This is a genomic window from Ruegeria sp. AP11, assembly GCF_056535865.1.
The window spans coordinates 705,747-725,721 of record NZ_JBQFJB010000001.1; the positions used below are offsets into that span (position 1 = coordinate 705,747).

Annotated in this window: 22 protein-coding genes and 3 tRNA genes; 7 read left to right on the top strand and 18 right to left on the bottom strand. The window is 57.0% G+C overall.

Annotation, left to right across the window (positions count from 1 at the left end):
• The first annotated feature begins 51 nt into the window (after positions 1–51).
• The 3 genes from ACR3E4_RS03585 to ACR3E4_RS03595 all read left to right on the top strand — a co-directional run bounded on the left by ACR3E4_RS03585 (position 52) and on the right by ACR3E4_RS03595 (position 2,057).
• Positions 52–855, top strand: coding sequence for a PaaX family transcriptional regulator C-terminal domain-containing protein (locus ACR3E4_RS03585; RefSeq protein ID WP_480534055.1), 804 nt, complete (start codon positions 52–54; stop codon positions 853–855).
• Positions 856–926: 71 nt separating this feature from the next.
• The gene (locus tag ACR3E4_RS03590; RefSeq protein ID WP_480534057.1) at positions 927–1,898 is read left to right on the top strand and encodes an alpha/beta fold hydrolase; all 972 of its coding nucleotides are present in this window, start codon (positions 927–929) and stop codon (positions 1,896–1,898) included.
• 82 nt (positions 1,899–1,980) lie between these two features.
• Positions 1,981–2,057 (top strand) — tRNA-Met (locus ACR3E4_RS03595).
• A gap of 492 nt (positions 2,058–2,549) precedes the next feature.
• Here the strand turns inward: ACR3E4_RS03595 and ACR3E4_RS03600 are convergent.
• The 17 genes from ACR3E4_RS03600 to ACR3E4_RS03680 form a co-directional block, all read right to left on the bottom strand.
• Positions 2,550–2,624, bottom strand: a tRNA-Phe gene (locus ACR3E4_RS03600).
• A 79-nt stretch (positions 2,625–2,703) separates the two neighbouring features.
• A complete protein-coding gene (locus tag ACR3E4_RS03605) occupies positions 2,704–2,886 on the bottom strand; it encodes a DNA gyrase inhibitor YacG (protein ID WP_480534059.1) in 183 nt (60 codons plus the stop codon).
• Entirely contained in the window at positions 2,883–3,905 is a 1,023-nt protein-coding gene (locus ACR3E4_RS03610; RefSeq protein ID WP_480534061.1) for a ribonuclease E/G, read from the bottom strand. Before ACR3E4_RS03610 ends, ACR3E4_RS03605 begins: the two co-directional genes overlap by 4 nt.
• Complete coding sequence (locus ACR3E4_RS03615; protein WP_480534063.1) at positions 3,902–4,480, bottom strand: Maf family protein; 579 nt, start codon at positions 4,478–4,480, stop codon at positions 3,902–3,904. The genes ACR3E4_RS03610 and ACR3E4_RS03615 overlap by 4 nt, the downstream gene beginning before the upstream one ends.
• Positions 4,481–4,491: 11 nt before the next feature.
• Positions 4,492–4,710, bottom strand: coding sequence for a translation initiation factor IF-1 (gene infA, locus ACR3E4_RS03620; protein WP_005978431.1), 219 nt, complete (start codon positions 4,708–4,710; stop codon positions 4,492–4,494).
• A 91-nt stretch (positions 4,711–4,801) separates the two neighbouring features.
• Positions 4,802–5,677, bottom strand: coding sequence for a carbon-nitrogen hydrolase family protein (locus ACR3E4_RS03625; protein ID WP_480534145.1), 876 nt, complete (start codon positions 5,675–5,677; stop codon positions 4,802–4,804).
• A 112-nt stretch (positions 5,678–5,789) separates the two neighbouring features.
• Complete coding sequence (locus ACR3E4_RS03630) at positions 5,790–6,470, bottom strand: hypothetical protein (RefSeq protein WP_480534065.1); 681 nt, start codon at positions 6,468–6,470, stop codon at positions 5,790–5,792.
• Between the two features lie 218 nt (positions 6,471–6,688).
• Positions 6,689–7,366: an SOS response-associated peptidase gene (locus ACR3E4_RS03635; RefSeq protein ID WP_480534067.1), complete on the bottom strand. Its 678-nt coding sequence runs from the start codon at positions 7,364–7,366 to the stop codon at positions 6,689–6,691.
• Between the two features lie 60 nt (positions 7,367–7,426).
• A complete protein-coding gene (locus ACR3E4_RS03640; RefSeq protein WP_480534069.1) occupies positions 7,427–8,020 on the bottom strand; it encodes a GNAT family N-acetyltransferase in 594 nt (197 codons plus the stop codon).
• Positions 8,013–8,411 carry a ketosteroid isomerase-related protein gene (locus ACR3E4_RS03645; RefSeq protein ID WP_480534071.1) on the bottom strand — a complete coding sequence of 133 codons (399 nt, stop codon included), beginning with the start codon at positions 8,409–8,411 and terminating at the stop codon, positions 8,013–8,015. Before ACR3E4_RS03645 ends, ACR3E4_RS03640 begins: the two co-directional genes overlap by 8 nt.
• A 2-nt stretch (positions 8,412–8,413) precedes the next feature.
• Positions 8,414–8,866, bottom strand: coding sequence for an arsenate-mycothiol transferase ArsC (locus ACR3E4_RS03650; protein ID WP_480534073.1), 453 nt, complete (start codon positions 8,864–8,866; stop codon positions 8,414–8,416).
• Between the two features lie 3 nt (positions 8,867–8,869).
• Complete coding sequence (locus ACR3E4_RS03655) at positions 8,870–9,349, bottom strand: UPF0262 family protein (RefSeq protein ID WP_480534075.1); 480 nt, start codon at positions 9,347–9,349, stop codon at positions 8,870–8,872.
• A gap of 98 nt (positions 9,350–9,447) precedes the next feature.
• Entirely contained in the window at positions 9,448–10,749 is a 1,302-nt protein-coding gene (gene hisD / locus ACR3E4_RS03660) for a histidinol dehydrogenase (protein WP_480534077.1), read from the bottom strand.
• A 21-nt stretch (positions 10,750–10,770) separates the two neighbouring features.
• The gene (locus tag ACR3E4_RS03665; protein WP_480567053.1) at positions 10,771–11,256 is read right to left on the bottom strand and encodes a GNAT family N-acetyltransferase; all 486 of its coding nucleotides are present in this window, start codon (positions 11,254–11,256) and stop codon (positions 10,771–10,773) included.
• Between the two features lie 68 nt (positions 11,257–11,324).
• Positions 11,325–11,801, bottom strand: a complete 477-nt coding sequence (locus ACR3E4_RS03670; RefSeq protein ID WP_480534081.1) for a DUF2948 family protein — start codon at positions 11,799–11,801, stop codon at positions 11,325–11,327.
• The gene (gene murA, locus ACR3E4_RS03675; RefSeq protein ID WP_480534083.1) at positions 11,798–13,066 is read right to left on the bottom strand and encodes a UDP-N-acetylglucosamine 1-carboxyvinyltransferase; all 1,269 of its coding nucleotides are present in this window, start codon (positions 13,064–13,066) and stop codon (positions 11,798–11,800) included. Before murA ends, ACR3E4_RS03670 begins: the two co-directional genes overlap by 4 nt.
• A gap of 6 nt (positions 13,067–13,072) precedes the next feature.
• Positions 13,073–13,228 (bottom strand): hypothetical protein, encoded by a 156-nt coding sequence (locus ACR3E4_RS03680; protein WP_480534085.1) that lies wholly within the window; start codon positions 13,226–13,228, stop codon positions 13,073–13,075.
• An 82-nt stretch (positions 13,229–13,310) separates the two neighbouring features.
• On the opposite strand from ACR3E4_RS03680, the gene ACR3E4_RS03685 reads away from it, so the two are divergent.
• A tRNA-Thr gene (locus tag ACR3E4_RS03685) sits at positions 13,311–13,385 on the top strand.
• A gap of 626 nt (positions 13,386–14,011) precedes the next feature.
• On the top strand, positions 14,012–16,405 hold the full coding sequence (locus ACR3E4_RS03690) for a hypothetical protein (protein ID WP_480534087.1): 2,394 nt from the start codon (positions 14,012–14,014) through the stop codon (positions 16,403–16,405).
• Positions 16,406–16,823: 418 nt separating this feature from the next.
• Here ACR3E4_RS03690 and ACR3E4_RS03695 read toward each other — a convergent pair whose 3' ends face one another.
• Complete coding sequence (locus ACR3E4_RS03695) at positions 16,824–18,158, bottom strand: hypothetical protein (RefSeq protein WP_480534089.1); 1,335 nt, start codon at positions 18,156–18,158, stop codon at positions 16,824–16,826.
• A gap of 99 nt (positions 18,159–18,257) precedes the next feature.
• Between ACR3E4_RS03695 and ACR3E4_RS03700 the strand changes: the two genes are divergently transcribed.
• Positions 18,258–18,491 (top strand): hypothetical protein, encoded by a 234-nt coding sequence (locus tag ACR3E4_RS03700; protein ID WP_480534091.1) that lies wholly within the window; start codon positions 18,258–18,260, stop codon positions 18,489–18,491.
• Between the two features lie 10 nt (positions 18,492–18,501).
• Positions 18,502–19,974, top strand: coding sequence for a guanitoxin biosynthesis MBL fold metallo-hydrolase GntH (gene gntH, locus ACR3E4_RS03705; protein ID WP_480534093.1), 1,473 nt, complete (start codon positions 18,502–18,504; stop codon positions 19,972–19,974).
• The last annotated feature ends 1 nt before the right edge of the window (position 19,975 follow it).

Consider the following 19,975-nt stretch of genomic DNA (forward strand, 5'->3'; position numbering starts at 1 on the left):
GGCTGCACATACCTGTTTTTCTTAGTCGGCATAATGGGTTAAACTGGTCGTATGACCAAGCAGAACTCGTGGTTCGAAACGGCTGTGGCCGAACTGACGGACCCGCAAGACCAGCGGGTCTGGTCGATTATTGTCTCACTGTTCGGCGATATGGCGCAGGAGCCCGGCGCGCAGATTTCGGGCGGGGCTCTGACCCGGATCATTGAGCCGATGGGCATCAAGCCCGAAGCGATCCGGGTCGCTGTACATCGCCTGCGCAAGGATGGCTGGATTGAGAGTGACCGGATCGGCCGCGTCTCACGCCATGTGCTGACGGAATTTGGCCGGACCCAGTCCGCAGCCGTTACACCCCGCATCTATGCGCGCGACCCTTCGCCGGTCGAGCACTGGCATCTGCTGATCGCAGAGGACGGAACCGGCACGCAGGTGCTTGAGGACGTGATGCTCAGCCATGACTATATCCCCATCGGGCGCAATGTTGCGCTGGGTACTGGCCCTGCCCCGGCCCAGACGGATGATCTGCTGGCGCTGGAAATCACTCCGGGCACGGCCCCCGGATGGGTTCAGAACCGGTTGTGCCCACCCGAGCAGCGCGCGTCGTGCCAGGCCCTTCTGGACGCGGTCGAGCGCGCCGCCAGGTCTCGCCCCGAGACCTGGACACCAGCGCCATTGCAGAGCGCGACTTTGCGCACATTGCTGGTGCATAGATGGCGACGCGTCGTGCTCCGCCAGCCCGACCTGCCCCCGGCTTTCTATCCACCTGACTGGGCAGGTCCCGCCTGTCGCGACAGCGTGTTTCGCCTGCTTGACCGGTTGCCACGCCCGTCAGCAGCCGTACTGAGCGGGAATGGTTGACAAACGGGTGTCCTGTCAATTCGCGCGGCAACCCCATATCATCTTTTGACAGAAACAACCGGAGACCCGTGATGTCGATCCTGCTGACGATTGTCCTGCTGCTGGCGGGGTTCTTGCTGGGCATGCACATCTGGACCCGCCGCCTGACCCGGCAAGGGACCGAAATTGTGCCGCAGTTGGGACAGATCGTGCCCGTTCAGGGCGGCAGCATCCACTATGTCGAAAAAGGCGATCCCAGCAATCAGACCATCGTCATGATCCACGGCCTCTCAGGCCAGTTGCAGCATTTCACCTATGCGCTGGTGGATGATCTTGCGCAAGACTACCACGTTCTGGCGGTTGATCGGCCGGGATGCGGATATTCCACCCGCGACACCGCCGCGCTGGCCGCACTGCCTGAACAGGCCCGCATGATCCACGAATTTCTAAAAATCAAGAATGTCGACCAGGCCATACTGGTTGGCCATTCGCTGGGCGGCGCAGTCTCGCTGGCGATGGCACTGGATCACCCCGAAACCACATCGGCGCTGGCGCTCCTGGCCCCACTCACACAGCAGATGCCTGAACCGCCCGCCGTCTTCAAACCGCTGGAAATTCGCACCGAATGGCTACGCAACCTCATCGGCAACACCATCGCGGTCCCAATGGCCCGCAAAACTGCGCCGCTGGTCCTGAAAGACGTCTTCGCCCCCGAACCGGCACCTGCCGATTTCCTGAACCGCGCCGGAGGCGCCCTCGGCTTGCGCCCCTCGGCCTTTATCACCGCATCACAAGACGTCGTCGGCGTCGAGGCCAGCATAGGGGCATTAACCCGACGCTATGACAACCTGCAAACGCCCGGAGGCATCCTGTTCGGCGCCGAAGACCCAATCCTGTCGGCTGAAATACACGGTGTTTCAATGACGAAATTCGGCCTCACCTGCGAGGAGCTGGAGAACCGCGGCCACATGATTCTGATCACCGAGCCAGACATCTGCGCACGCTTCATCCGCCAAATCGCCGACATGACACGCGCCACCACGACAAAACAAAACACACATTGAATGAGCACATAAAGAATCCCGTCGAAGGCGCATTTCCCTCTTGACCCTCCCCGGCCCCTCGCTTAAATCGCCTCTCACTCGTGGCGGAGTAGCTCAGTTGGTTAGAGCAGCGGAATCATAATCCGCGTGTCGGGGGTTCAAGTCCCTCCTCCGCTACCAAATTCCCCAACTAAATCAGCGCATCGCGATTGGTAACCAAAACCTCTTTGCGATTTTATCGCCGGGACTGTAGTGGGACTGCGCCCTGTCGATTTAAGTTAGTTCAAGATTCTCAGTGGTAGATCATTCTTTACGAGAAGCCCAATTTTCTTTGTGAATCGCTGATTTGCCCAACCCTGCTGATTGAGTGTCGGTTTCAACTTGCACTTCCTGGATTGCCTACGCCAGGGTCTACGTCTTGGATGCGTAGGTGATCAGAAAACTCATAAGCCACTTCAATCGCTTCGGGTCGCGATTCTTCTTTGGAAGACCAATGCACGTATTTTCCCGCTATCGGGTCTTATAATCGGAAATACCAATAGGGACTGCTGTCTTTGCGATAGATCGCCAAACCCCTTCGCAGATGTTATCCACTGTCCATCGGGCAGTACATTCCTAAGCGCCGAAATCGACTTAAGCCTTTGATTTTATATATTTATTTTCAGATAAAAATGGTGCCCGGGGGCGGAATCGAACCACCGACACGAGGATTTTCAATCCACTGCTCTACCCCTGAGCTACCCGGGCACGGGAACGACTTTTGTCGTTGGGTGGAGGCCTTCTATGACTTGCTACCAGCAGTGTCCAGAGGCTTTTTCACATTTTTTCAGTGCGGTCGCCCTGACGTGAAATCGCTCGGGTCAGGTTCGATATCGGGGTCCTCTTCCCGCTGCGACGGAACTGCGTATGAACCGTTCAGCCATTTGGCCAGATCGATGTCTGCGCAGCGTTTGGAGCAAAAGGGACGGAACTCTGGGACCGTATCACCGGCGCAGATCGGGCAGCTCATTTCAGGATCTCCGACAGCGGCACGCGCGCCCGTTTTCGCTGCAGCTCAAAATGGCCCAAGGGGGTCCAGCCCGCGAGTGTGGTTTCATCGGGGTCGGTCTTGAAAGCCCCTCGCAGGGCCGCTTCGAAACCGCGCCTGTCTTTCTTGGGCATCGGGGCAAGATCCAGCACAATCTGTCCCGCCAAACCGCGAACACGCAATGCGCGTGGCAGGATTTTTGCACAGGCGAAATTCGCCTTGATTCCCGCTGCAAGCGAGGTGTCCGCACCGGTGTTCACATCCACCGCAACCAGCGCGCGGGTGGGTTCGATGTAAAGATATCCGCCGCCCGGCAATGGTTCGGCGATGCCGCGCGCGACATCCAGGGCATCCAGTACGCCATGGGCTTCGAACCCTCCGGCACTGGTCACTACTTCGGCCGGGTCGGTCCAGTCGCGCCATGCCAGGATATGGGGGCCGTCGCCTTCACTGAGGGTTTCGGGTTGATCACCGGAATCGTTCAGCACCTGCTCGGCCTGAAGACGCATAGCGGCGACATCATCTGCGATTTCGCCACTGTCAGCGCCAGCACAACCAGACCGCAGGATCAGCCCATATGGGCTGTCTTCCATCTGATCATGCGCGATTTCCAGCAGCCGGTCTCTCTCATCCTCGTCACGGATGCTACGTGAGATGTTGAGGCCGGGTGCATCCGGCGTGATGATAGCATAGCGGCTTTTGAACAGGATGCGATTGGTCACCGGGATGGCCTTGCCGGGTTCGGCGTAGCCTGACACCTGCACCAGCAGCAGGGCGCCGGGGGCCAAGCCCTTGACCTGCCTCAGAAAGGCGGGGCCGTCTGGAGTGGTCAGGAACATGCCGCCCTGCCCTTTCACCGGGCGATCTGCGCGGGCGCGATAGATCGTGCCGGGTGCGGGGGCATCTGCAGCAATCAGGAAATCATCCAGCTTGCCGTCGACCATAAGCGCCGCGGCCTCGCGGCCTTGGATGTGGTCCAGAACGATGGTGCGACCCTTCATGGTGCCTCGCGATAAAGTGGATAACCGATACCCTGCAGTAGGGCGGCGGTCTCGGACAGGGGCAACCCTACAATGCCGGTGAATGAACCCGAAATCCATGGAATGAACGCACCCGCAGGGCCTTGAATAGCATAGGCGCCGGCCTTGCCCTGCCAATCACCTGTAGCCAGATAGGCGTTGATCTCGGTGTCGGAGAGGCGCTTGACCTTGACCTGCGAGACGACGTCACGCTGCAGTATTTTCTCGCCGCGCCGGACGGCCACCGAGGTGATCACCCGGTGGCGTCTGCCAGACAAAGCATACAGAAACTCGGCGGCCTGGGCTGCATCTTCGGGCTTGCCCAGAATGCGCCGCCCCAGCGCGACCGTGGTGTCGGCACACAGGGTGACATCGTCATTATCTGCCTGAACAGCCTGTACTTTTTCGCGCGTGATGCGATTGCAATACGGAACCGGCAACTCGCCTTTCAGAGGCGTTTCGTCGATTTCAGGAGGGTGTATCGCATCGGGCTGCACGCCAAGCTGCGCCAACAGGTCCAGCCGCCTTGGGCTGCCCGATCCGAGAATAAACGCCATTGCGGCAGGCGTTACTTGAAGCGGTAGTTGATCCGACCCTTGGTCAGATCATAGGGGGTCATCTCGACCTGAACCTTGTCGCCGGCCAGAACACGGATGCGGTTCTTGCGCATCTTGCCTGCCGTATGTGCGATGATCTCATGGCCGTTTTCCAGCTCGACCCGAAACGTCGCATTAGGCAGGAGTTCCTTCACGACACCGGGAAATTCGAGCGTATCTTCCTTGGCCATGTTGTCTCCACATTTAAGTTGCACCCGCAGAATCTGCGGGGATGTGCGCTTAAATGAGCTTATTTTACCCTTATTTCAAGGGCGGAATCGCCTAAAGGGGTGATATTGTGACCGAATTGACTCTTGCATCCTGCTCGGCCCAGTGGGTGCGGTTGAGCACATGGCCGTCCGCGCGGACAGCGGCAATTGCGCCGGGATCAATGTCCGCATAGGTCCAACCGGGTCGGCTCAGATCCCCCTCGGCCAGAACACCGGTCTGTGGAAAGCCCTTGTCGGGCGGACCGAAAACGCCGCCCATGCCGGTGTTCATATCCACTGCCTCGGACCAGTCATAGTTACCAACAAGCGATGCCATGACTGTAACACATTGATTTTCCAATGCTCTTGACATCGCACCAATGCGCACCCGCCAGTAACCTGACAGGGCTTCGGTGCAGGAGGGTACAAGGACCAGATCGGCCTCCTGCAGGGCGCGGCCCAGCAGCGGGAACTCGCTGTCATAGCAAATGAGAACTCCGATCTTGCCCAGCGCAGTATCGAACAGCTTCAGCGGACCGCCCGGTGCGATGTCCCAGAGGTCACGCTCGAACCGGGTCATGATCTGCTTGTCCTGATGGTCAACAGCCCCATCCGGCGCGTAAAACGCAGCCCGGTTCACCGGACGGCCCGGTCCGTCGAGAACCGGGGCCGAAGCACCCAGAATGTATGTGTTGTACTCTTTTGCGAGGCGCTGGTGTACGTGTTGTACATCTTCCATCCGGTCCGAAACCGCCCGGATCGAGCGTTCCAGATCACCGGCCACATCGGCACCATCAAGGGTCGACAACTCCATCGCACCATATTCGGGAAAGACCAGCAGTTCGGCCCCCTGCCCTGCTGCCTCCGCGACCCAGCGTTCCAGCTTATCTTCGTATTGCGCCCAGCTGTCGAGCCAGTCGAGATCATATGCGGCGGTGGCTACTTTCATCATGCGTATTCCCGGTTAGGCACCGCGTCACCATAAGGGAGGAGTGCGCGGCGTGTCATGCGGAATCGCGTGTCAGATCGCACTGGTGAACTCACGTAAACAAGCGCGAAACCTAAATCGCCTGATCACCGCTCGCCGAGGGATCGGCGTCCGATTTGACCCGCCTCAGCACCTCGACAAATCCGGCCAGGAAAACCGCTTCGGCCATCAGCTTGAACACCTCTTCGAGTCCGCGGAACGCCAGCTTGTAGTCGAGGACATTTTCTTCGGAAATCCCGACCCACCGAAACAAGGCGTCATCATTTGAAATGGCGTCGAACACAACCGTCGCGGCGAGGCATACGAAACCGGAGATCAGAAAGCGCAACAGGACCCTGTGTCGAAGGACCTCTTTCCGATAACGATAAAGGACCGCGGCACCAATAAGCCCGTAGAGGCCGATGAGCATGTCATCAATCCGGTCGGTCAGGCTGGTTTGCTTGATCCCGAAAATCTGGTGGATGGCCTTATCGGTGTTCTCATGAATCAACAGGCCTTCGTCAAACGCCAGAAACGTAAAGCCCAACGATATCAGAAGCCAGATAACCTGTTTGTTTCTGCACAGAAAAATCTGGAAGTTGACCAGCGCAATCAGCGCCAGCAGCAGAATTGAGATGTGGGTTCCGACCGAGCCTTCCCGGTAATGCTTGGTGGGATTGTCGTGCCCGATATATCCAATGACCACCATTAGAAGGTTCAGAATGGTCACTGTCACGATGATGTGGCGACTCGTCAGTTTCCGTAAGCCAAGCATGTTGAATTCCTTAACTTCCTGACACTTGGTCAGCCAATAGATGGTGAATTATTCTTAACTCGGGCTGGGTCAATGACCGGCCGGAATGTAATAGAAGTGTCATAGACACCTCTCAGATCACTGGCAAACAGGAATCCGCGGCAAGTTCCATGAGCGCGATACGTACTTTTCGTCGCCGCCCGGTGCCGAGGGCGCAAAGCCCTGACCACGGTTCGCTGTCAGAAATCAAACCCGGTCTGAACCGGGGGCGTGAAGGGTTCGATCAGGGTCTCTCCGTCCGAGCCGCGTTTGATCGGTTTAACCGTATGGTATTGGAAGCGGCCCTCATACCCCGTGCCCAGAGACTGCTGGGCGTCCTGCGCCGTAGTGACGCCCGACAGCCAGCATTCGATTTCATCCGGGGTAAGGATCACCGGCATTCGATTGTGGATATGCGCGATCTGCGGGCTGGGTTTGCGGGTCAGGATGGTGCAGGAATGGTTGCCGTCATCGGTGCGGTAAAACCCGGCAAAGAACATCACCGGGGCATTGTGTTTGACCGAGATATAGACCGGGCAATCATGGCCCTGATCTTTCGGCCATTCATAATAGCCAATCGCCGGAACAAGACAGCGACCGCGATCCCAGTAGTCTTGCCAGAACCCGGTGTTCTCGATCTTGGAGTTGATCAGAGGCTTTTGGCTTCGCGGGTCCCTGATCTGCCAGCGTGCAGTGCTGAGCTCGGCCTTGTCGCCGTCCCAGCGGATTATGCCCACGCGGTTTATCGGTGAGATGTTATAGCCGCCCGAGGGCAAGGACTCGGGAAGATGAGGCGAGACTTTACCGTAGAGAAAATGTTCAAGGATCGCCAACATCTGGCGCTGCGTCAGGTGACCGGCTGCAAACTTTCCACACATATGCAGGATGGTATGGGGCAGTGTGGATCACGGCAAGTGGGCGGCTTGCGCCCAACGGCCTCACAAATCCCGGATCCAGAATTGCAGCGGCTTTTGGGTCTCGCTTTCCTCACCTACATCCTTCCACGAAAACTGCGCGATGACACCGGGCAAAGGCGCATAGCCCCGGGCACGCCAGAACGCATCCAGCGGGTGATATTCGGCGGGCCGCTTTGGGTGGTCGGCGGGGCGCTGAACGCTGCAGAAGGCGCTTTTGGTGAAGCCCAGCGTGCGGGCATGGGCTTCGCGCTGATCAAAGAACCTGTGGCCCGCACCCTGCCCCCGATAGTCAGACAACAAGACGGATTCGGCGCAATAGAAAATGTCGGACAGGTTCAGCCCTGTCCCGGCGAAGGCAGCGGCGAAATCGTCGGCGTGATCGGTCAGCGGTGCGCCTGTCGAGGCCCCGACCAGCCTGTCGCCATCAAAGGCACCGACGACAATGGCCCTGTTGCTGTCGCGGTAGGATTGCAGATAGGCCCGCTCGTACGCCAGATCGCCATCGTAGAGATAGGGCCAGACCCGGAACACCTCGATCCGCAGGCGAGCGACATCGTCCAGAGCAGCCTCGAGCGCCGCTCCGGTCAGGGGGCGGACATCGGTGATCTCAGCCATTCGAGACCTGTTTGGTCCAGTCGGCGAGGTTGTAAAAGGTGGTTACGCGGGTGATCTTGCCGTCTTTGAGGTCAAAGAACGAGCCCGCCGGCAGGCGATAGGTCTGACCGCGGGCCTCGGGCAGGCCTTCGTCGGTTTCCAGATAGGTGCCGTTGACGATGAACTCGGCGGCGGCGCGCGTGCCGGTTTCGGCCTCGAAGATCACGATATCGGTCAGGTTCTCGCGATAGCAGCGGTTCATATGGGCGCAAAAGGCGGCAAATTTCTCTTTGCCGACGCGTATCTGGCCTTCGTTCACGTGATGGGCGACATCATCGGACAGGCAGGCCAGCATGCCATCCACATCACCGGCATTGAAGGCGTCGAAATAGGTTTTCACGGTTTGGTTCATGGTCACTCCGTCGGTTCGCCCCAGCGGTCTTTCAGATGCGAGATGATCTGTTCGCGGGTTTGTCGGTAGTGACGTAGCTTGTCCTCGCGGGTCTCGCCTAATCCGGTAGGGTCCATAATTGGCCAATAATCGACATCGAGGTGGAAAAACCGGGTCAGTTCCAGCGCCTTTCGCTGGCTGGCGGGCGACAGGGCCACGATCAGGTCGAATGAACTGAGGTCGTCGCCCCATTGCTCCATCTCATCGAAGGACCGGCTGCGGTGGCGGGACAGTTCGACGCCGATCTCCTGACAGACGGCGATGCAGAAGCCGTCGATCTCAAGATCGTTATGCACACCGGCGGATTGCACATAGGTGCCGGTGCCGTAGAATTTCTTCATGATGCCCTCGGCCATGGGCGAGCGGACCGAATTGTGGTCACAGCAGAACAGGATCGACTGCGGCAGCGGCGTCACCCGTTAGCCTCCGAAATGCAGCACGCAGATCAGCGTGAACAGGCGGCGGGCGGTGTCAGTGTCGATCTCGGCCTTGCCATCCAGCCGTTCCTGCAGCACGCGGCTGCCTTCGTTGTGGATGCCGCGCCGGGCCATGTCGATGGTTTCGATCTGGCTGGGCGGCAGGTTCTTGACCGCATTGAAATAGCTCTCGCAGATCTGGAAGTAGTCCTTGACCACCTGACGGAACGGCCCCAGCGACAGGTGAAATTCAGCCGCTTTCTCGTCCGCCTCGGTGGCGATGTCGAAGACCAGCCGCTTGTCGCGGATCGACAGCTGCACGTGATAGGGGCCATCGGGGATCGCCCGGTCGTCGCGCGCGGGCAGCGTGAACGAGTTTTCCTCGAGCAGATCATAGATGGCGACCTTGCGCTCCTGCTCGATCTCAGGGGTCGGCGGGGGCAGGTTTCGGTCGTCCAGTTCGATATGCGAGATACGGGTCATCTTAACGGTCACAATCCTTGCGTCTGCACAGACCTATAACAACAGAATTCAATGGGCAACGCGCAGAAGCGCCATAGCTTGCGGGTGATTGCGTCACTTCAGCCGTTCAACCGGTTCAGACGCGCCGTGACAGACAGGCCATGTGCCTCAAGGCTTTCCGAGCGGGCCAGTTGTTCAGCCGCGGGCCCGATGGCACGCAGGGCCTCGGGGGTCATCTGGCTGAGCGTGGTGCGTTTGAGGAAATCCATTACGCTGAGGCCCGAAGAAAACCGCGCCGAGCGTGCGGTTGGCAGCACATGGTTGGGGCCGCCGATATAATCGCCGATGGCCTCGGGCGTGTATTGGCCCAGGAAAATGGCGCCCGCGTGGATGGTCTGCTGGCTCAGCGCCACCGGATCGGCGACGCACAGTTCCAGATGTTCGGGCGCGATGCGGTTCGACAGCGCGGCGGCCTCGTCCAGATCGCGCACGGTAATCACGGCGCCATAGTCGCGCCAGCTTGCGCCCGCGATGGCGCGGCGCTGCAGGGTTTCGAGGCGTTTGTCGACCGCCCGCGCCACGGCCTGACCAAAGCCCGCGTCATTGGTGATCAGGATCGACTGCGCGCTTTCGTCATGTTCCGCCTGACTGAGCAGGTCCAGTGCAATCCAGTCGGGATCGTTGTCCTTGTCGGCGATCACCAGAATCTCGGACGGACCCGCGATCATGTCGATGCCCACCTTGCCAAACACACGACGTTTGGCGGCGGCGACAAAGGCGTTGCCCGGTCCGGTGATCTTGTCGACCGGCGCGATGGTTTCCGTTCCGTAGGCCAGCGCAGCGACAGCCTGCGCGCCGCCGATACGATAGACCTCATCCACACCCGCCAGCTGCGCCGCCAGCAGGACCAGCGGATTGACCTGACCGTCCGGTGTGGGGACAACAATAGCCAGCCGTTCCACACCCGCCACCTTGGCCGGGATCGCGTTCATCAACACCGAGGACGGATAGGATGCCAGGCCGCCAGGCACATAAAGCCCCGCTGCCGAAACTGCCGACCAGCGCCAACCGAGCGTTGCACCCGCCGCATCGGTCCATTCCTGCCCTTCGGGCATCTGCCGTTCGTGATAGGCTCGGATGCGATCCGCAGCCAGTTTCAGCGCCGCGCGGTCATCGGCCGAGACTTGCGCGACGGCCTCTGTGATCTCGTCGGCAGAGAAAGCCATGGTCTCGGGCGTCAGCTCCAGCCGATCGAATTTCGCGGTCAGTTCGATCACCGCCGCATCGCCTCGGGCCCGCACATCCTCGATGATCTGCGCCACAACCGCGTCCACATCCGGGCTGTCCTCACGCTTGGCGGATAGCAGCGCCTGAAACGCGGGCTCGAAATCGGCGGAGGTCGTGTCGAGGAAAACGGGCATGTGAGGGACTCCGAAAGCGTTTCAACGGGTCTTATCGTCCGTGCGGGATGGGCTCAACCCTTCGCCAGAGGGGTGCAGCGATTTGCGCATCGCAAAACAGGAAAGGTCGTCGCGTTGGCTGCAGTTTCCCGTTGGTGCCCATCCGTTTCGCAGATAGAAATCCTGAGCCGTCCTTGTCGCCTCAAGAAATGCTTCGGTATGCCCTGCCTTGGCGATTTGTTGTTCAAGCCGCTGTAACAAGGCGTACCCGACTCCGCGTCCAATAAAATCCGGATCGAGGTAGAGCAATGTAATTTCGGCGTCACGGATGCCTCCGACGGCGGCTATTTGGCCGGACTGGTCTGCAACCCAAAGCTCAACCCCCGACTGCACCCAATCGCGAATGCTGGCGGCATCCTTGTTCGCCGTCCAATTGGCAATCGTCTGGGCGTCACCGTTATGATCCGCACCACATAACTGCTCGATCGAACGGATCAGCACACGGCTCATCCCGAACACATCAAACACGGTTGCGCGCCGTAGCTCGACACCTTGCGGTGGCTGCGAAAACGCCTGCGCTATACCGCGTTTGTTGTTCACTCGGGGTGATGCGGCGCGTGACCCGAGGGGGCCTTGTAGGGACGCGTCACGTCCTTGAGCGTGACATCGACAGCCTCGACCGACAGGCGGATCGCGCCGTCGCCCGCCAAAGTCAGCAGGATTTGTCCCGCGCCATCTTCGCCGGGCTCGAATTCGACCGACAGCAGCGACAGGATCATGTCCTTGTCGCCGCGGTCGATGCCCTGACTGGCCACCGACAGAACCGAGCCGAACATCAGCACCGCCTGCACCCGTTCATAGGCGCGCCCGCGCCGGGCGGCGGCATCCTTGTCCTCCCAGCGGAAGCGGTTCAGCAACAGCGCAAAGCGGCGCTGGCCGGGTTGCCATGTCATCTCGGTCACCGGGAAAATCGCGTCCTGGGTCAGCGTCGCGATGACCTGCAGGTCATCTGCGTCCTCGGCCCCAAGGTTCAGCGGTGCCTCGCGTCCGTCTTTGAAACTCGCGTCTGTCATTGCCCCTTAATCCGTTCGATCTTTGCGCCCACGCCTTCCAGCTTGCGCACCACATGCTCATATCCGCGGTCCAGATGATAGACCCGGCTGACCACCGTCTCACCTTCGGCCGCCAATCCGGCAAGGATCAGCGAGACCGATGCCCGCAGATCGGTCGCCATCACCGGCGCGCCCTTCAGACGCTCGACCCCGGTGACCGTGGCGGTGCCGCCATGCACCTCGATATTCGCGCCCATGCGCACCAGTTCGGGGGCGTGCATAAAGCGATTCTCGAAAATACGCTCTTCAAGTACGGACACACCTTCGGCAGTACACATCAGCGCCATCATCTGCGCCTGCAAATCGGTCGGGAAGCCCGGGAAGGGTTCGGTCACCACATCGACCGAAGCCACGCGCCCGTTCTTGCGGGTCACTTTCAGGCCCTTGTCGGTCTCAGAGACGCTGATCCCTGCCGCATCCAGTTTGGCGGCAAAGCTTTCGACCAGCGACATGCGCCCGCCCAGCAATTCGACCTCACCCCCGCAAATAGCCGGGGCCAGCATATAGGTGCCCAGTTCGATCCGGTCTGTAACCACCTGATGGGTCGCGCCATGCAGCCGGTCGACGCCCTGTATCTCGATGGTCGAGGTTCCCTCGCCCGAAATCTGAGCCCCCATCTTGCGCAGGCATTCGACCAGATCGACAATCTCGGGCTCGCGCGCGGCGTTTTTCAACACCGTGGTGCCCTTGGCCAACGTAGCGGCCATGACGATATTCTCGGTCGCACCCACGGATGCAAAGCGCATCTCGTGCACCGCACCCTTCAGACCGCCCGGCGCCCTGGCGTGCAGATAGCCGTCTTTCAGCTCGATCTCGGCTCCGAGTGCTTCCAGCCCTTCGACATGCAGATCCATCGGGCGTGCGCCGATGGCGCAACCGCCGGGCAGCGACACAACCGCCTGCCCCAACCGCGCCAGCATCGGGCCCAGCACCAGGTTCGAGGCGCGCATCTTGCGCACAATCTCATAATCCGCCGTGTGGCTGGTCAGGTCGTGGCTGGACATGGCCAGCACCTGCCCGTCCTGCAGCGACGACACTTCGGCCCCCAGCGATTGCAGCAGCGCGGTCATGGTCTTGATGTCGCTGAGGCGCGGCGCGTTGGTCAGCGTCAGCGGTTCTTCGCTGAGAAGCGTCGCAGGCATCAGCGTCAGGCACGCATTCTTGGCCCCTGCAATGGGGATCTGCCCGTTCAGCGGGCCATTGCCCGTCACCAGAATCGAATCCATCTGCTCTTATCCCTCGTCCTTGCCGGTCTTGTCCCCGGATGCCGCCCGCGCCTTGGCCTGCGCCTTGCGCCGCGCCATATTCGCCTTGAGCGCCGCCTTCAGCCGCTCTTCGCGCGCATCCCCGGATTTGCCGTGTTTTTTGGGTGAATTTTTATCTGCCATTGCCTTTCTCTACAGGAGTGGAAAAAAACCGTCCAGACACCCTTGCGCCGCGTTTCGTTTGAGTCTAATCACCCGCCACGGCGCTGCTGTAGCTCAGAGGTAGAGCACTCCCTTGGTAAGGGAGAGGTCGAGAGTTCAATTCTCTCCAGCAGCACCATCCAGACCCCCAAAAAACACCCAAAAAACCCTAAAAAAACAAGAGCTTTAGCTTTTTCCCTAACCCCGGTTTTTCCGAAAATCCGCTTTCACCGTATTTTGTGAAACGCATAAAAGCGCGGTGAACCGCGGGAAAGCTGCACTAAAAATGTGTGCAAAATGCGTGCAGTATTCGAAGATTGAATTCGCAATGGAATCAATCCCTCATGGTCCAGCAGACACGAATTTGCTGCACCAGCTTTCTCACAGAGAGAACCGTTCAAGAGGTTCTAGTACTTATAAAGATTGCGGATTCGGAAAGGGCCAATGTAATCCACGCAACCAACCTATTGCGGTTAAGGAGTTCAACCCGCCCTTCGCTCGAATTGTATCTAGCCGTGCCTACGATGAATTCTTCAGGTCTAGTCGGGAAGTGATTTAGTTTGCGATTTTCCCAATCATTAACATCGGTAACCACCAGACTAACGAATACTTCTAGCCGGAGCGAAAGCCAGCTCAGCAAAGCTAGTGCTGTTATATGTGCAACTGACTTACCGTCTTAATGAAAGACCTTAAGCCTGTAAATTTGTGTAGCGTTTGTTGAAAGCTCCTTGAGCAAAACTCGATCGGAGCATAGCGTGCGCGACCTTGGATACAGTCCGTGTTGATATCGCCTATCGCCCACTGCGCGTTGCTTTTTTGTTGACCTCAAACGATCTGGAGGGGTTCCGCAAAGTTGCGAGGTTGTGCTTCTCGTTTTGGGGTGGAGCCTACAACCCGATCATCGCTGTGGATCGGCCAGAGGCTGACAATATCGTGGAAATCTTTCGCCCCGATTTCTTGGTAAAAATAGGCGACGATCCTGCGATCGCCCATTTTGCAGAAAGGTACTCCCACCTTATCGACCCACTTTGGGGCGACGGGCTTTTCTTCCCTCCCTCGCACGGGCGAGAGGGTCGGGCCCGGCTATTAGACCTCGAGAACATGATTATTCGAATGCGTGGGGCCTCACATTGGAACGAGTATGTTCAGGAGGGAGTATGTGCGCCGAATTGGGACCCTGATGATCCTCTGGCTGACATGTTCCTTGCCCAATATGGCGCATTTCCTGATCCAGCGGAGATCGGGATCGACTACAGTCAGATCGTTTCGGATTCCTTTGGGAAAGTCGAGCAGCCCAGTTTGTCAGATGGGGCTGTTCCGACCAGTGTTCTCGACAACCCACGCATCTCCAATCTAGGGCGCTTTGGGTTAGAACCGCATTACTCTTCAAACGCAGGTTGGATTTACCCCGGCGTCTACATTGGAGATTCCAAAAACTGCGTCGATTTGATCAACTTCTGGAATTTGAGGGCTTGCGGCACTAACCTGCTCTTTTCGGACATAAATTACCCAGATCGAACTTGCGAGCTTCAGACTAAGTTTATTCATCTCGTCCGCGATCAGTTATCAGGCCGAGGATCTTATCCGCGAACACCCGCTATTTGGGCTCGTGAAGAATTCATTGATCGGGCAAAGGATGCGGCGGGCAAGGGTGAATTCACGATTTGTTCAGTTGACGAAACCAGCTGGAATGGCCTCAATATCCGGCCGCTACGCATGCATTTTGGTCAGGAGACATCACTCGGCGTCATTGGTGGAAATTCTGCTCAGCCGCGAGTGACTTTCGCGTTAAAAGAAAAGCCCTTCTCAGGAGAGACGTGGTTTCACACCCAGCACTTGGTTGCCTCAATTTCATTGATGGGTGTACGCAGCGACGGCGCCAACTATACTTTTGCACCGCCATGCATTCCCGAACTCAATGAGTTCGCAGCTCGTACTATGCATCACAGGTACGACCGATTGCGACTGGAACATGAAAGCGTCGGTGTAGTTATTGATGCTACCGAAAAAGACATTGGGCTCAGCGCCCTACCTGTTCCTGCATTGCTGGAGCAGATTTTTGCATTGGCGCAGTTCTCTGCCAAACCAAGTAGTAGCGGGCTTGTTACTAGACAGCTTATTACTCGAATGGGCGGGCTCGATGGTGCACGCGCTTTCAAAATTCCCGGGGTACGCAGTTTGATAAAAACCTACGGACCTAGTAGTTCATTTTCCAAGAAAGGAGCCCTTCAACTAATAGCTTCGCCCGACCCTGTGACTGGTTCAAAATTCTCAGACCACCTCCGTCTTTTCATAGAACCGCGTGAAATTGGTACAAACCTCACGCCACCAATGGTGTTCAGCCATCTTGTCGAAAAGGACCTTTTTCGAATTGGTGCCGACCTAAAGTGTCCCGCATGCGCACTTACGAGCTGGACGCCTCTCGATACTTTGCGCCAGCAAGCCGAATGCCCATTGTGCGGAAATGATTTTGACGCGACTAGACAATTGGTTGATGGAGACTTTGCTTACAGGCGAAGCGGCATTCTGGGTATAGAAAAAAACACGCTGGGTGCAATCCCAGTTGCTCTGCTGTTGCAACAGCTCCACGTAAATTTAAGCGACATCGCGAGCGACCATCTTTTTGGTATTTCACACGATCTGATACCAAAAGAAGCGCAAGCGGGGCTACCAACCTGCGAAACGGATTTTTGTGTAATAGCTGAATCGCCTAGATCCAGAAAAACAACTATCGTGATAGGCGAGTGCAAGGACTCCGGTGGTGAAATCGACGAGAACGATATCACAAACCTACGTATCGTGGCCGATGCATTTCCAAAGAACCGCTTTGAGGTTTACATCATCTTGGCGAAGCTTTCCCCATTTACCGAAACTGAAGTTGAATTGGCGAGATCTCTGAATGAAAAGCCATGGCAGCGTCGAGCAATCTTGCTCACAGCCCGAGAGCTTGAACCCTACCATGTTTTTGAACGAACAAATGCGGACCTCGGACTAAGCTTGCACGGTAGCTCTATCGAAGATCTAGCCAATGCAACTGACGAAATCTATTTCATCGCAAAAGCGGATCCTGACTCTAGTGACGCGGATGAAGGTCCTGCTGAAGGTTCAGGATCATCGCATGACCAAGACAAACAGGTACAAAATAGCTCACAAAAGTGACTTTTGATGCTGATCGCAGGCCGTTTTTTACGACCCAAAAATGGGTAAAAAAGTGTGTGCAAAACGCGTGCAGTCTGTTATTGGGTGTATCTTAAATTATTGATTTATATAGGTTAATTTCATTTTAAGCGATCCTTTGGTAAGGGAGAGGTCGAGAGTTCAATTCTCTCCAGCAGCACCATGATTTCCTTATCATTCTCAAAAACTTACACCGAACCAATGGCTTGCACTTGCAGACTCCTACACAGGAGTCCTACACAGTGACCCTTATCATGCCTACACCAGTCAAAGACAAAAAGAGCGGAATCTACTACGTCAGGACCAACCATTCGAACTCGGTTTAGCATTGTTGCTTTGAGTATGACGTCGATCCTACAAACTTGAAATCGTGCGTAAGAAATCAAGGAAACTCGCTTCCTTAGTATCTCGTCAGTGTATCAAGTATCGCTTTCTGCGTTTTGCCGTCGCTGTGAAAAATCCTGTTGGCAAGATACTCAGACGGGAAATCGGGCCATGTCCTGCGCATTTCAGTAACGAGCAGTTGTGCTTCTTCTGAATTCCCCAACTGATCGTGCGCAACGGCTTGGAATAAGAGCGAAGGAGCGCTGACAGGCGCTCCGGCAGCTGGTGCGCCCTGAAAGGCTTCAACAACGTTTTCGTAGTTCCCGAGCATAAGTTGCGAAACACCCCAGATGTTTCTTGCACCAAACCTACCAGATCCTGACCTGACTCTCTCCGGATCACTAACCTCGGCTGCAAGTTCCGGGGCGTTAGCCATGATGGCAGTGATACCTGCAAGGTCGAGAATATGGCCATCCTTCGGTGCCAGTTCGACGGACATTCTTGCGTATTTCAATGCCTCATTTGGCAGATTTTTGACAGCCAGCACCCAACCATTTGCGCCGTTTGCCCACGCATCGGCAGGTGACAATTCAAGCGCCTTACCAGACATCTCCGAAGCTTGACTGAAGAGATCTTCCCTTTGTGCTTTGTCAGGCGACAACACCGCCAGGATCGCCAGGACCTGCGCTGATCCGGCATAGCCGTCAGACAGAGCCGGGTCGAGTTCCATTGCGTGCTGGAACATTCCCAGTGCTATTCGCTGACGTTTGACATCAAAAACGGGAAAAAACATGCCTCGGGCTTGATCCGCAAGGTTGGCCGCCTGGAGTCTTGTCAAAGATTGCTCACCGAGAGCTGCACGTTCAGCTTGTTCGATGGATTGGGTCGTTGGCAAATCCTTGCTGTTTTCCTGCCTCAACCAGATGCCAAGCACAGCGATTACTGCAAGGACACCCAATCCAGCTGGCAGCAGTTGCAGCGAACGCCGACGCCCACCAGGCTCATCGCTGTTCCAAGCACTGGATGTGTGGTCTTCAATCGTAGGCTCGTAGGAAAACCGTGGCTTGTATCCGCCGGAATCAACAAAAATTCGAACTCCCTCTCCGTCCCATTGATCTTCGTAAAACTCATGTAGCAGTCGACGCAGCCGCCTGGCTTCGACGCGAACGAGATTCCGACCACCGGTGCCATCAATGCTCCGACCGTAGACTTCGACCGCGATTGCTTTGCCACGAATCTGGGCGCCGCGACCTGCGAGAGTTTCTTCGACCACGAAAGTAAGAAACTGCTGGAGTCGAGGCGAAGACTGGAACGCGATGCTGGAAACAACGCTCTGAAGTGCTTGTCGGACAAGCTCCGGCGATGGCGGTGCAACATCTTGATCTATCGGCAATTCATTAGCTTGGTTCAAAGCAAACTCACCCCCAACTCACGGTGACTCACTTGGCGTGTGCCGTCAACCGCACTCATCTTGATTTAAGAATAGATAGTGGGAACCGAGGATTATCCAGTGACTTGGGAACTGAGTGACGAGCTTCCAGAGCTTTCCGATGCGCTGTCAGGGCGTATCGAAACGGATGCGTTACTCAAAGAAGTTATCGAAGACCTGAGGAAAGCTTCGGAGTTGCTGGATGATGTTTCGATCACAGCCTCAGAGCGTGCGGAATGGGCCCACATCAAATCTGAACTCGTGAACGAGCTTCGCCGGATGGTGAAGCGCGATCCTCACAGCATTTCCAATTGAGGGCATGACCATGACAAAAGAAGACAACGGCAAAGATCTTAAGAATGAACCGAACCAGCAATCTGACGACATCGAAAACCCATCCCGGCGCCACGTTATGCAAGGACTGGCAGCTGGTGCGGTCGCAACCGGCGCCGTTAGCTACGGGACAGGAGCTGCACAGGCGCACCCCGGTGATGGACCACTGGGCGAAAGCCTAAAGAACCCGTACGGCGGCAGACCTGCCGGGGGCATCACCCTGCCGGAGTACTTCCGTCCTACCAAATACATGACGGGCTCGAATGCAAATTATTTCCCGCTTTCCGAGGATCTCGGCCCCGACGAAATGCGGATATCATTCTGTGGTTCGACGCCATTTCCACCCCGCGAAGATCAGGCGGGTACCTGTATTATGGTGGAGCTGGGAAACGGAAAGAGGTTCTTCTTCGACTTCGGCTCAGGCTGCGTCCGCAACATTATCGGGATGCAGGTTCCGGGTCAGTTGATCAACGACATCTTCATCACGCACCTGCATGTCGATCACTATGCCGACATTCCTTACATTTACCCGTTCCGGGCTTGGTCTGGTGGATACACGCCGCTGCGCATTCACGGCCCTTCTGGTCGGACACCAGAGCTTGGTACAGCCGGAATGGTGAAAGGCATGCAGCAGATGCTCAAATGGCATCTTGAGGCCTTCGATGTGTTCCCGATTGGGGACGGCTACGAGATCGACGTCAATGAATTCGATTTCCGCCAAGAAGGCGGCATCGTTTATGACGAAGATGGTGTGACTGTTCGGTCCTGGCCTCGTAGCCACGCCAAAGACGGTGCTGTGGGGTATCGGCTGGATTGGAATGGCCTGAGCTTTGTTTGGACCGGCGACGGCCGCCCCGATGAACTGAGTCTTGAATATGGAAAAGGCGTCGATGTGTTTGTGACCGAAATGTCCGGACAGGATATCGGTCAGTTGATGACCTACAAATACGGTTTGCCGCAAGAGCTGTTCAACTACACAATCGATACGCACCATACTTCGCACTATGCTGTTGGTAAGATGATGTCTGAGGCGCGCCCACGGCTTGCAATGGTGACCCACTATACGCAAGACGAGGATATCGATGCCGAAATGTTGGCAGGAATTCGAGCCCATTATGATGGGTTGTTCGCTTGGGGATTGGACGTCGCCGTCGTCAACGTTACCAAGGATGCAATCTGGTATCGCAAGGCGACGCTTCCAGGCAAATCCGGCTCGGTCGCACCTTTCCGCGAATTGGGCAAGATGGAAGCAGAAGGCAAGATCACGTTGCCGGATGAAATCAAGCCGCCAGCACCACGGTCATCACGTGCCGAACAGCAAGACCAGAAATACCGGGACATGGAGATCGATCCGAAAGAATACTACCCAGCTGATGTATTCCGGGCTCCCGATCCAGAATGGCCCAGCGATTTCGTTATCAAGGTCGATGACGTCATCCCGAACCGTAAAAAGAAAGCGGAGTAAC